Genomic DNA, 13,098 nt, shown 5'->3' on the forward strand with positions numbered 1-13,098 from the left:
GCCATGTGTCTGTCAGATCATGAACGGCTTGTCCAGCAGCTCGTATGCGGTTACGTTTGGAGTGGCGAATTCCACAAGATACTTTAAAGCTTTTCGCCTGTTTTTAATTCTTGCGCATAAGCGGCGTGCAGTCCAGCGTTTATTTGAAAATAAAATGTAATACAGAAATTGAGGAACTAAAAATTGGCAAGGAAGGGGGAGGCACAGCTTTTGGATGTAGGACGCAAATAAGAGTAATCATACTGTTACAAACTTTTTGCGCGTGATTAGATTCACAGGAATAAAATTTTAGCTCAAAGCTATTTTATATTGAAGTTAGTTTTTTAGTATCCTTGGCTATAGTTTGTACCAGAAACAAGAACTTCTTTTTTATCCCACACATCTATATTCTGTGATCCGATTGTTCTCAACATTTCTTTTGCTGATTGTTATTTTCGTGTCTTATCTGTCTTTTACCGACATTAAACCGGAGTCGAAGGTTGTTGAGCCTGAACCCAAAGAATGGGTGATGGATGAATCCCTGGTCATCTACCTGGAAGAATTTGAACGGGATTTTGAAGTAGGGCTAAACGAGAAACAAATACCCGGGGCGGCGGTTGCCATCGTAAAGGATGGTCGTGTGGTATTACAAAAAGGATTTGGCGTAAAAGAGAGAGGGACGTCCGAAGAAGTAGATGAACATACCGTATTCAGATTGGGAAGTGTATCGAAAGGCTTTGCTTCGGTTCTAACGGGGTTGATGGTGGAAGAAGGAGCCGTAAGTTGGGATGGTCCCGTATCCCATTATTTGCCAGAATTTAAGTCGAATGACCCGGGGCAAACCGATCGGGTTCAGATCAGGCATCTGTTATCTCACACGTCTGGATTGCCACGCCATGCGTATACGAATTTGGTGGAAAACGGACTCTCTTTGGACCGTATCATCCCCCGGTTGGAACAAGTTCCTTTGATCTCAAAAGAAGGCGAACAGCTTGCCTATCAGAATGCGGCCTATTCAACGATTGAAAAAGTGCTGGAAGCCCAAACCAACACTGACTTTAACACACTTCTGGAAGAAAAGCTGTTGGACCCATTAGCGATGGATCATTCCTCGGCAAGCTATGACAGCATACGATATTCCGGGAATACAGCGTTGCCTCATGTGTATCATTCCCGCTCACGGGGTCGTGTACCCATGCCAATTTCCGAGAAATATTATAATGCGGTTTCTTCAGGTGGGATCAATGCTTCTGCCTCAGACATGGGGAAATGGTTGCTTCTGTTAACAGGGCACTATCCTGATGTTATTTCTGAGAAGACGCTCGAAGAAATTTATGATCCGTTTGTTACCATCCATAATCGACGCTATAGCCGGCATTGGGATGGAGTTAACGAATCGCATTATGGAATGGGGTGGAGAGTGCTTGATAATCATGGACAAAAGATCGTGTACCACGGAGGATATGTAAACGGATATCGCAGCGAGATTGCTTTTGCTCCTGAAGAGGGGGTAGGGATCTGCATTCTCATCAATACCCACTCAAGCTATCCGTTAACCGTGATCCCGGACTTCTTTAATCACTTCAAATCAAATTCTTCAGAATTTATTTCGAAATGAGGTATGACGACCTACTGTTTAACCGGCTTGGACGTTGAGCCTCTATATATGTTTAGTGCAGCCGACAGCTGGCGGAAGCCACCCATAGTTTGAATACCGCCTGCAGCAGTAACCTACCGAATAGGTGATCGAATTCAGGAAGGGAGAAAAAAAATATTGCGGGAAGAGGTATTGCCTGTTGACTTTGGAGGCCATATATAGGTTATGCCCACTATTTCTTTGTAAAATCGAAGTAGTTTCTTTTTTGAACATCAAACAAGAATACTTTATCAAAGTCATATTCAAACCCGGTTGAACCCAAAGAATCTGGTATTTCAAACCAAGAAGAAGGACGGAATCCATGAATAACAAGTAACAACCAGTACTCATTACACTCAGGATGTATCTCTCTATAGTTAGGCAATTTCTGATTCTTATCATCAATTGCTTTTTGAATTAATTCTGGTTTTAACTCTGTTTCAAAACCACCTCCATCGAAAGTCCAGTAATTTCCGTCCAAGCTTGCCGATTTAAAGATTCGAATTTTACTTATCTCATCAGGCAATACCTTATTCAAATTATCATCGTACTTCTTTAATAATTTAAAAGAACCTTCCTCAGGAATATTATCTTTAACAATTTCAGCTATTCTAGGAGCTAAATTTTCCGCATTAATTTTAGTTCGGCTAGCAAAAGAAATAGTTACTTCGACAAATTCCTCGGTACTTTTAAAGAATTTTTCACAAGCAAGATTAACAGCTTTTTCATGAACTTGTTCTTCTTGTTTTAGATTGAATCCTTTTTCGTCTGAAGGTTTGACAATTCTTCGATGTTCTATCCCAATACTTCCAGATTTATCTTGTAATATAAAATCTGGATTCTCACTTGAAATGGTTTCCATTTTGGCTATTCCAGGATAGCACTCTTTGAACCTTTGCATGTGCCATCTTTCTCTCCCTTTTGCAAAATTACTTTGTGACATTGGATTCTAATTAGTGGGTATAACGGCCTGGCAAATAAGCGGCGCGGCTCTATTTTTTGAATTTAAACAACTAGACGCAAACGCGTCCGCTTGATTTGCTTTGTTAGCGTGCAGAACTAAATCTTGATATTATATTTAGTTTTGATCCTTTTGGTTCGTGAAATTCTCAACAATTTCTTTTGGAATCCTTAAAGAGACGGCATCAAGTACAGATAAAATAATCTCGGCTATTTTTGCTTTCGGATTCGCAATACTGTTACAAGCTGACTCAATTTTTGGTATCGTTTTTTGGGGATTTATAAATACAGCTTTTACTTCAATTTGTTTGAGCCAAACCTTTTCTAGGTTCTTTGATAATAAAGCTGAAAACTTTTCAGTAAAAATAGTTTTATGTAGAGCTAATATTACTGAAGCATAAGCTATAATTTCCGGTTTTTGATCATTTCTTGATAATAGTAATAATGCAGAAAACTCCCTTTTCCAATATTCACTCTCTGTATCGTATAATATGTTTGATAGCTCATACGAGCTTAGTGCAAAAAGTGCTTCAATTTCATCGAAGATCGTTTTCAAAATTTGGCCATTTGCTATTGAGCTACATAAAGATTTCCATTTAGCCAGTAGTGTCTCAAGGTCATCACCTTTATTTATATGCGAAAGTGATGCAACAAGTATCAATGCTTTACTTAGATCACCATATTCAAGTGATTTTTTTACCTCGTTTTCATCAATCGTGGTTTCATGTTCAATACTTTCTTTTTTTATACGAGATTGATTAGATATAGCAAATGTTAATTCAACTTCTTCAATTAACGAAGGAAACTCGTTTGGGTTACCTGAATCAAGGTAATGTGATAATCTTCTGATTATTTCATTCAGCCTGATGGGTATATATTTATTTATTTCGACTTTATCATAGAATTTATTTTTGATTCCAATATCGATATCTAGAAAGTCCTCTATATCATATAATAGCTCCCAAGTTATTTCAAAAGGCGGATTAGGTAGTTCTTTAATTCCTTCATTTCGGTGTGGGTCTGAAGACATTCCTACTATAGGTTTTCCAACTAGGTTTTCATCGATTGATTTTCCTTTGATACGATGATTTATCCATAAAATAGTTGATTGCACTAGCTTTAATACTGCAAAATATCTAAAGTCTTCTTTTGAAATAGGCATTAGTGATTCTAGTACTTTTGTTGCTTCAAACAAATATTGCAAACAAGCTTGGTTATCTTTAGCCAAAGATGCTATATAAGCTGCGTCTGCCAAAAATCCTGCTTCAAATTCTTTTAGATTTAGCATCTTAGACCGATTATATCCTTCAAAAAAATATTTTTGTGCTTCTTCTAGATGATCCAGTTTGTAGTGAGATATTGCATTTTTTCTACAAGAAAAAATAGAATCTGAATCAAATTCATCTGTATTTACTTCCCATTTTGGTAAGAGTTCATCCCAAATATTGATGGCTTTTTCATGTTCATCATGCAAATGATGAAATGCGGCCAATCTATCCTTTAACATTTGATTTTCAGGAAGGAAATTTAAAGAGCTTTGTAAGAGCTCAAATGCTTTTTCACCCTCTTCGAGATATTCATCCAACACGATTGACTTTGCGCAAATTGTAGCTATTTGTAGTGTTTCGAAATCATTTTCTTTAAAATACTCATGATAAGAATCCAATATATTTATAATTCCATACCAATCCTGTTCCTCTTTTTTATCCTCATCAAGCCATAAGGAATTAATAAAATGTCTGGATTGTGTAGAGGAATTATCAAGAGTCGAAAACAAAGATTTGGCATAATCATCATCTTCTTCGAGTCGAGTTAGTAGATTTACAAACTTATCTCTGTCATTGATTTGATGGAATATCAGTCTGCTGAACCCATCAAATTGAACCATTTTGTTTAAAACACTAACAAATTCTTGATCGTAATCCTCTTTATTTTCATTTATTTCTCTTCTAATTATCTCATACTCATTTATCAAATCAAACAGCAGATCTGAAGAAATGTCTGATTTAAAGTCAGTAAAAAAACTAGATAGAATGAAAATGCGATTCAGAATGCCTTTGGTATTTAAATTTAATGGATTTTCATTATTCCAAACCGTGAGTATTTCTCTAGCTTTTTCTATGTCTACCTCTTTAGCAATTTTGTATTGAAATAGTCGAAAGAGATATTTATTTGAGTTGTCGGTAAATAACTCCTGAATTTTAATATTCTCTATAAATATAACCCAATCGAAATATGTGGCTATTATATTCCATTCATCCTTATTAATAATCGGAAGCAGACCTACGATTACCTTAATTATGTTGTAAGCATCATTTGAAATAAATGCTTGGATAAGAATATTTGAAGCATCTCTGATGTCAAGTGTACCAAGCTCAAATGTCTTATTAATTATTAAATTTCTTTTGTCATTTATAGTTGTTGCGCTCCAAACATCCTGTGCTATTCCGGATAATAGGGGAGAAACATTGAAGCGATTGTTTGATGAAATATCAATCCAAGGACCTACTAATGAATCAAATGCATCACCTGGGAATTCTATATCCTCTATTTCTTCTGCTAGCAAAACAGCCAAATCTTTGCTAAATGATCCAATATTTAAACTAAGCAGGTATATAAGCTTTAATTGCCCATTATCAAGTTGGCTGATGAGTAACTGTCTTGCTTCTTGTTTTTTTATTTGTATTTCTTCTGTGTCACTGAAGATTTCATCAACTGATCGTATCTTCCAATTGTCTTTTCTTTTTCCAACTATAAGAGCATGAGCAAGCTGAGGATGTCCTTTGGATTGAATTTCAATCATTTTTGCCAAGACCGAAATTTTTTCATTTGGACATCCTAGATTTTCCAAGAAGGTTTGAATTTGATCATTTGTAATTGGGGGGACCTTAAATTTTCCAACTTCAAAATTTGATTGAAAAGTCGAGTCTATGTTTTTTTGCGAAGTAATTAATAAGAAAGAATTCTTTAACCGTTGAGCTCTAATAAGTATTGCAAGTTCATTTTTAAAATGATGTATACTAGGAGTATCAACATTTAAATCATCGAGTACGATATTGATTACCTTATTTGAGGTAATAACTTCATTGGTCAATCTTTTTAGAAGTACCTGAATTTCCTTCGGTTCTTTACTTGTGCAAGAAATCCATACCCAATTTCTTTCCTGATCCAAAGAGTGCCCAAGAAATTTTGCAATAGTTGATTTGCCTATCCCTGATCCTCCATGGACTACAACAGCATTCTTTATAAATAGTTTTTGTTTAATAGTCTCAATTTCTTCACCTCTAACTAATAGACCATCAAGTACTTTAGGTAATATTCTTTCATCTGTTTGAGAGCTTTCTAAGGTTAGATCGGGAGAATCATCAACCAAATATGAAAGAGACTGATAAACATTTTGTTCTTTTTGAATATTTTCATGTGCTAAACTGCTGATAGGAACTGTAACATGTGTTTGTGCCTCAAATTCTTCAAGCAAGTGAACTCTATCAATTATTCTCCGATTGGGGTCAGACAAAGTTGATGTATTGATCACTTTCAATAGCAGATGGGGAATAGCTTTTTTTGAATGATCTGGTGGGACTCTAAAATTTTCACCAAGCAAAACCATCTGCTTTTCTACAATTGATTTTATTTCTCCCAATTCTTCTGAGCCGGTAATCCACTCAATTCTTTGAATGAGTTCAGATTGGATGATTTCAATAGATGATTCTGTTAAAAAACTTTTTAACTCTTCTGAAATGAATTTAGTCAACAAATGTTCTTTTAATTGCTCAACGTCTGACAAACTTGATTTAGCTTTTTTCCATATCTCTAATCCTGACTTCCCATTAAATTTACTTTTCTTTTCGGTTCCAATATCTGCTGTTGTTAAATACTTGAAATCTAATGTCACTTTGGGGTTTAATTGTACTAGTTCCCAAAAGTTGTTGATCGCATCGATAACATCTTGTGAATTTAATGTTATGTTTGACTGTTTATTTTTTACTTGTACAGATACAACACCGTCTCTCTCTTCAACTTCAAAATCTTCTCCACATTCAATGTATATCTTCTCACCATCACTTAGATTGATCCAAGACCAGAGAGTAACCCAAAACTGATAAACATATCCTACTATACTTGATACAGCTGATCTTTTTGGGTTCCCTTTTATCATTAGTAGTTAAAAAATAATTTTGGAGTGGAGAAAATTGTAAAGACTGAAAGCAAAATTTAATGTTATTTTAGAATAACGTTCATTTGTTTTCTGCACGCTAACGACATTGCGCATAACCGGCGCAATGGGTTTGTTGAACAATTTATAAAAATATGGTAGCCCAAATATTTCAGTTTGGCAACCGGTTGGGGAGTTGCGTCCGCGTTGAAGCGCCTTGTTAGGCGTTTTCCTGAATTGTTGTTTTCAGAAACTCGATAAGTGCGCCATTATTCTTAATAAACGTTACTGAGATCCTTATGAAGGACTATTGGGTATTTCCCCCCCTTTACTTCTTTTTTAGATCATCTACTTCAAATGCCACATGAGAAACAGTTTTAACCAATTCAGGCAGGGGGGCAGTCTGGATCAAACCGTCTTGAGAAGCTGTTGGAGGTTGTTTATCGCCGCCGGACGAAGCTCGCGCATTTTGCCTATGAGCTCGCGCTGAGCCGGGCTTGGATCCGCCACGCCAAGATGATGGTAGATGGTCAGACGGGAACCGAGCATCCACGCGGAGAGGTCCTCGTCTTCGTCCCAGCGTGTCAGGTTTTTGAGGGTGGTGAGCCACGTTCGCAACATATCAACGTCGGAGTCCGGAAATGGATCTGGTGTGCAGATCTCATTCTTTTCCGACTCGCTTCCGTAGCGGGCTTCGACGTGGCCGATGAGCGCTGCGCTGAACGAGGGCTGTAGGATCCGAAGGTTCTGGAGCGTGATTCGATCGCCGTCGAACACGGGGACGGCCGGCCGCCGCACAAACCCTCTGGCGGTGCAGTCGATGTGGAGGGTGTCCGGGGTCGTGGGAATTGTGCCGTCGTCGAGGACGATCTCGTCGCGCCCGACCGATCGTACGCGCCCCAGGCGCACGATGTTCTCGATGCGGCGGAGCTGTTCGAGCTCGTCAGCCGAGACGATCGCGGCGTGGAACATGGTCGGGCGGACCGTGGGGTCGATGCGGAGCAAGATGCTCTCCGCCTCCAGGCGTTCGAAGAGGTCTTCGATCGAGGTGGCCAGCGCGGCGGCTTCAACGTTTCCCGCGACGAAGCCGAGGGTGCGCTCCCAGAACTCCGGTGCGGGCTGAAGATTGGCGCGATCCCACATCCACGGATCGCGGGGCATGATCCACCGGATGTCGCCCGGCGCGACTCCGTTCTTGAGCAGCCACAGGCAGGCGTCGATGCCGGTCTTGCCGGCGCCGATGACGACGTAGTCAGCAGGGGCTTGGTCCAAGGACGTCAGGTCGTTCGGCGGCACGCACCGCACTCCATCCGTCACATCGTAGCCGGGGGTATGTACCGACGGGATCTTCACCTTCGAGTAGGTACCGTCGACGACCTTCTCGGCATGAACCTCCTGCGTGTCACCCGTAACGAGCGACCGGATCGTCGCTCCGTCCGTGTACTCGCTCATGGGGAGGTATCGAACCCGCCCCGACGGCAGGAGCTGCCGCCTCATCACCCGCTCGTAGTATGCAACGATCTCGGCGCCCGACGCCAGTTCGTACAGGCCCGCGTTCCAACCACTCGTGTACTTGGTCCCGCTCCCCAGCTCTCGCGAGTTCACCCCGTAGGTTGCTGAGGGCTGATGCAGGCGTACGAAGGGATACGCGCGGGTCCAGTGTCCGCCGGGGCGGCCGTAGCGATCGACGATCGCGAGAGTGGCATCGGTCTCGGTAACCAGCACGTCGGCAAAGCCCATTCCCATCGCACCTGCTCCCACGATGAGGTAATCGGCTTCAATCATGGTATCTCTCATCCCACTTTGAAAATTAGATTATCTGGATAATCTGCGAAATCATAAACCCCGCTATATAAATTTTACAAAACGATCCAGTGGTATGCAAAAAGTGACGCCTAACGGTCTGGCAAATAAGCGGCGCGTCTAAGTGCTTGAATGTATGCAACTAATCGCAAACGCGTCCGCTTAATTTGCATTGTTAGGCTTCCATTCTTTTTGTGGCCAATTTCTTTCTCCAAAATCATTATAACTGCCCTGATATCCAATTTTCAGAAAAATCAATTTATGCAAAAGTGTTAAAACCGAATAAGTTTTGTCTACTTTGTCTTGAGTATTCAATTTTGAGTCATCAGGATGAGCAAAATAATTTCGGATGTCTTTCCAACTATCATATTCTGTTGTAGAAATAGGTGTAGAATCAACAAGTTTTCTTAATCTATCCGTTGCAGTAGTATTTTGAATGTATCCAATGAAATTTCCAATTCTACCTCTGAATGAATCTTCTATATCAATTTTTTTTGGAATCCATACTTGATGAAATTCACCATCTCGTTCCTTCTCTTCCAAAGGTGGTAAAGTGGTGGAAGTTTTTATTTTCTTTATTTTTTCTTGGACTACTGTGAAACCTTCTGCTGTATGATAGTCTATATCTATTTTCTCGGACGTCCATTCTCTGTTATAAATATCTGTTCCTTCGAAAGAATAATAGTGATCTTCAGGTATGAGTTCTCCTGCTTTTATACCTTTAAAACGATCAAAGAATTCTTTTATACCAATTCCCGAATTGTGGAAGAGTTTATAGTTTAAAGCACCATCTTGATTTTGCTCTATATATCCTGGTCCTTCAAATGTCTTACTATTTCCATCTCCAAGTTGCGTCAACTTGATTTCTTTAAAATCTAGGCTTAATGCCTTATCTCGATATTGTTTTATCAGTTTGTTTGTCATGTTGAAGGAAGCCTAACATAATATTATCTAAACACTCCCATTTTATGCTTCTCCACATAAAATCACAAATAAGGGCATAGACGGGAATTGAGGCAGGTCATAATATATTATGTGGCTGGTTGTTGCCATACTCACTTCACATAATATCGCAGCAACCGGGTCGTCCCCGGAAACTCCAGGGGGACGGGAGAGAGGCATTGCCGGTAAAAATTCTTGAGGTGTTAGATATCTGTAGGAGAATGTTGCCGGGTTACAAGGTGGGGCAGAACTATATATAAAAGTCTTTACGCCGTTTTAAGGATCACCATAGTAATAATCGTCTTAATACCATGGTGGTAATTGTCCTAATACCTTGGTACTGATTCTCTTAATACCTTGGTATTGATCCTCTTGGTACCATGGTGATGATTGTACTAATACCTTGGTATTGATTGTCTTATCACCATAGTAGTAATCCTCTTGTTACTATGGGGCCGCACGCCAAAGGGGTTGGCATGCGGCCGTTTAGGTGATTTTGTCCTGTCAGGCGATGGTGAGTGTTGCATCGAGGGTGCCGGTACGGATCTCTTTTGAATCGTAGACCGTGGCCCGCACCTCCATGGTATACTCCCCGCTGGCCAGCCCCTCCGGTACCAGGAACCCGAGCTTGGAGGGCCTGTTTTCGACGAACTCCTCGATCTTGGTCTCGGCCCCGTCGGAGGCGACCAGGAACAGCCCCTGGTCAGGGTCTTCAGGGTCTAACTTCAGCAGTTCGCCCACCAGCAGTCCGGTGCGTCCCGGGCTCAGTGTCTCGTTGGTGGTGTCGCTGCCGTTGTCCTGGTATCGCAGCAGTTTGGGTTTGGGGCTCTCGGGACTCACCTTCTCCACGCTGATCCGTTCGGCGATACGCTTCACGCGCATACCGGGGTTCACGTTCAGCTTCACCTCGTGCCGCTTCGGGTCGAAGCTGTCGGAGGGCCCGGTAAATATTCCTGAGATGGAGCCGTTGATCCGGAACAGCGGCGTGTTGATGCTGCCGCCCCGCAGCAGGATCTGGGCTATGGCGGCCTCAAACTCCTCGAGCACGGACAGCGTATCGGCCCTCGTTACGGTGGAGCCCTTGGTCGCCATAATATCGACGATCTCCTCAATATTGTGGCTGGCCTGGTCGCGCACCCTGGCAAGGTAGTCGTTGGAATTTTCAGTTAAATGATTCTCGTAAAGCGAGTATGAAATACTCATTTGTTAACTCCCGTTTATTAATAATTTTGACTCTAATGATAAGTTGAAAGATCGGTCTCTTGACGGACCTCTCTCGTCCTTATAGATACGTTTCAGGGCAAAACCTTACAGAATAATTTTAAACCGCTGTTTTGGGTGTTGGTAAGCCACTGTTCTGGTTTTCTTTATGGATAAAATTAATTTTGGGCGTTTTTCCTCTTTTTCGGGTGGATCGGGTTGTTAGGGGAGATGGGATGGTTGGGGGCCTGGTTGTTCTTTTTTTGCCATAGTTAACGTTAGGGGTGTTACTTTTTTTAGTGATAAAAAAAGTAACCCAAAAAATCACCGCCGGAGTAAATTATCGCTGCGTTCACTACGCCTCCGCTAAAATCATTGAAACTCGATCCGTAACAACCGCGGATCTCAGACAACAATGATTTCTTAACGCTTCGGCTTCGTTCTCTTTTCCCAGCGAAATTTACATTAGGGCGGAAAAATGGAGCTTTTGACCTCCCGACCTTGGACTTTTAGACCTTCGACCTTTTAATCAACACTTCAACGTCTCAACAACTCAACATCTTGAAATCACAGATTTTAGTTGCAATAAAACGTTCAATTTTGGGGTGACATAATATGAACATGCTGGGGTTCCCGAGTCCAGAGAATCCCTGCAGGTAGCATCAGAACAATTTAACCATGAGCCAAAGCAGTAATCCCCTATATCTGCAAGAAGGCTTTGCAAAACCCTGGTATATAAAACTGTCATCGCGAGCCCCGTTTGTTTTGGGCGCGGCGATCCCCTATAGTTGTCTCAGGCCGTATTGTGAGTGGGGGATTGCCGCACTCCATTCACTTCGCACACCTTTGCCAAGGCTACGGTGCACTTCGTTCATTCCGTTCGCAATGACACCATAGTATCTCAAAGCCTCTGCAAGATAGATCAACATCTGGGATTCTTTGGCGACTTTTTTGGTTCCAGTTCGTAAGTCCGACTTCCGGCGGATTTGGTCGTACAAAAAATGAACACTATTACCGGAGATTAGCTCTAAGAGAACAACCAGGAGGTTTCTTCGATAGGTTGTATTCATTTTTTTAGTGATAAAAAATCCGCCGGTGGGCGGCCTAGCGAACTGTCCATCAAAAAATCACCGCATTTCAGTAAGTAATAAAGGGATAAGCGATAAATGGTAAGGGCACGATGCATCGTGCCCCAACAAGCTGCAATTGTCAGACTAGACTCCTCTAATCGCTAACCTCGTTGATATGGAGGCGTTCGACGCAGAGCGTCATCGACGGTACCGCCGCAGAGCGGACGGTACCAAGCACTGTGAGGTAAGAATTACTTCAACAATTTAACGTCTCAACAACTCAACGGTTCAACACTTCAACATTTTTCAACCTTACACCTTCGACCTTGATCAACACCTCAACGTCTCAACATTTCAACAACTTTCAACCTTTAACCTTCCAACTTTTGGACCTTCAACACCAAACCATCGGGACATTTTTAAATAGAGTTTTTTCAATTATTATTGTTTAATCATACCCTAAAACTAAGCAGCACCAATTATGACAGACTACAAGTCAGACCTCCCCAAGCCGTTTGAAAATTTTAATAAAAACTACCCAGATGTAGCTAAGGCTTACTCTCAGCTTGGATACAATGTGCATCACGCCGGACCCATTGACCAAAAGACAAGGGAACTGATCAAGCTTGCCATCTCATGTGGAGCTCAAAAAGAAGGCGCGGTTCATTCGCATACAAAAAAAGCGCTCGATGCCGGGGCCACCAAAGAAGACATTCATCACGTGGTACTGCTGACTTTGCCCACACTCGGCATGCCTTCCATGATGGCAGCGATGACCTGGGTGGATGATATATTGGAGGAATGAAATCAGTGTCCAGTGTGCCAGAGGACAGTTTTCATGTTGATAGCAGGAGCTATAGCCTGTTGCCCTTAGAGGCGATATCGTAGGTTAGCCGTACCACTTTTTTACTTGTATTCTTCTCTTACTTGAATTCTAATTCGGAAGGCACCCATTTCCCAATCAAAATGCCAAAAACATGACTCCCGGTTGGAGCAGTCCGCGGCTAAATAATGTCAGTTCAATTTAAAATCTGTAATAAGGAGGGAACCCGATGGGTGAACAGAAAAGATGGGGAGATCGCCGCGTCGACCTCATTGTAGAGCCAATAAGTATCAATAAAGGCTCCTCGCGATAACAGTTATTATTTTTTAGTAATACTTATATAGAACTCAGGCGAAATAGATTGTAGGAAATTGGCAATCCAGGGGCTACTAACTATATTGTATCAGATTAGAGGCCAGGAGAAAGAGAATCGGGATGTTTTGCCTTTATTTAACTGGAGGTTTTGCATAACCATTAAAGTCTGTCATTCTGAGCTTGTCGAAGAATTACCTAACTACGGTTGTTGCCT

7 protein-coding genes are annotated in these 13,098 nt (G+C 41.4%); 2 read left to right on the forward strand and 5 right to left on the reverse strand.

Features of this window, described 5'->3' with window-relative positions; genetic code table 11:
* Positions 1-436 precede the first annotated feature (436 nt).
* Positions 437-1,597, forward strand: a complete 1,161-nt coding sequence (locus tag NC796_RS10915) for a serine hydrolase domain-containing protein (protein ID WP_310684435.1) — start codon at positions 437-439, stop codon at positions 1,595-1,597.
* Positions 1,598-1,808: 211 nt separating this feature from the next.
* Here the strand turns inward: NC796_RS10915 and NC796_RS10920 are convergent, their stop codons facing one another.
* The 5 genes from NC796_RS10920 to NC796_RS10940 form a co-directional block, all read right to left on the reverse strand.
* Positions 1,809-2,558 carry a hypothetical protein gene (locus tag NC796_RS10920; RefSeq protein ID WP_310684436.1) on the reverse strand — a complete coding sequence of 250 codons (750 nt, stop codon included), beginning with the start codon at positions 2,556-2,558 and terminating at the stop codon, positions 1,809-1,811.
* Between the two features lie 135 nt (positions 2,559-2,693).
* Entirely contained in the window at positions 2,694-6,734 is a 4,041-nt protein-coding gene (locus tag NC796_RS10925) for a hypothetical protein (RefSeq protein ID WP_310684437.1), read from the reverse strand.
* A 405-nt stretch (positions 6,735-7,139) separates the two neighbouring features.
* Positions 7,140-8,516, reverse strand: a complete 1,377-nt coding sequence (locus tag NC796_RS10930; protein ID WP_310684438.1) for a hypothetical protein — start codon at positions 8,514-8,516, stop codon at positions 7,140-7,142.
* A gap of 180 nt (positions 8,517-8,696) precedes the next feature.
* Positions 8,697-9,458: a HEPN domain-containing protein gene (locus tag NC796_RS10935; protein WP_310684439.1), complete on the reverse strand. Its 762-nt coding sequence runs from the start codon at positions 9,456-9,458 to the stop codon at positions 8,697-8,699.
* Between the two features lie 522 nt (positions 9,459-9,980).
* Positions 9,981-10,679: a DNA-binding domain-containing protein gene (locus NC796_RS10940; RefSeq protein ID WP_310684440.1), complete on the reverse strand. Its 699-nt coding sequence runs from the start codon at positions 10,677-10,679 to the stop codon at positions 9,981-9,983.
* A gap of 1,548 nt (positions 10,680-12,227) precedes the next feature.
* Between NC796_RS10940 and NC796_RS10945 the strand changes: the two genes are divergently transcribed.
* A complete protein-coding gene (locus NC796_RS10945) occupies positions 12,228-12,551 on the forward strand; it encodes a carboxymuconolactone decarboxylase family protein (RefSeq protein WP_310684441.1) in 324 nt (107 codons plus the stop codon).
* Positions 12,552-13,098: the final 547 nt, after the last annotated feature.

The organism is Aliifodinibius sp. S!AR15-10, from assembly GCF_031569985.1.
Classification (GTDB): Bacteria; Bacteroidota; Rhodothermia; order Balneolales; family Balneolaceae; genus JAMQKA01.

Excerpts from the sequence above, each read along its gene's own strand:
- NC796_RS10920 (WP_310684436.1), bottom strand. The coding sequence starts at position 2,558 with ATGTCACAAAGTAATTTTGCAAAAGGGAGAGAAAGATGGCACATGCAA.
- NC796_RS10925 (WP_310684437.1), bottom strand. The coding sequence starts at position 6,734 with ATGATAAAAGGGAACCCAAAAAGATCAGCTGTATCAAGTATAGTAGGA.
- NC796_RS10930 (WP_310684438.1), bottom strand. The coding sequence starts at position 8,516 with ATGATTGAAGCCGATTACCTCATCGTGGGAGCAGGTGCGATGGGAATG.
- NC796_RS10935 (WP_310684439.1), bottom strand. The coding sequence starts at position 9,458 with ATGACAAACAAACTGATAAAACAATATCGAGATAAGGCATTAAGCCTA.
- NC796_RS10940 (WP_310684440.1), bottom strand. The coding sequence starts at position 10,679 with ATGAGTATTTCATACTCGCTTTACGAGAATCATTTAACTGAAAATTCC.
- NC796_RS10945 (WP_310684441.1), top strand. The coding sequence starts at position 12,228 with ATGACAGACTACAAGTCAGACCTCCCCAAGCCGTTTGAAAATTTTAAT.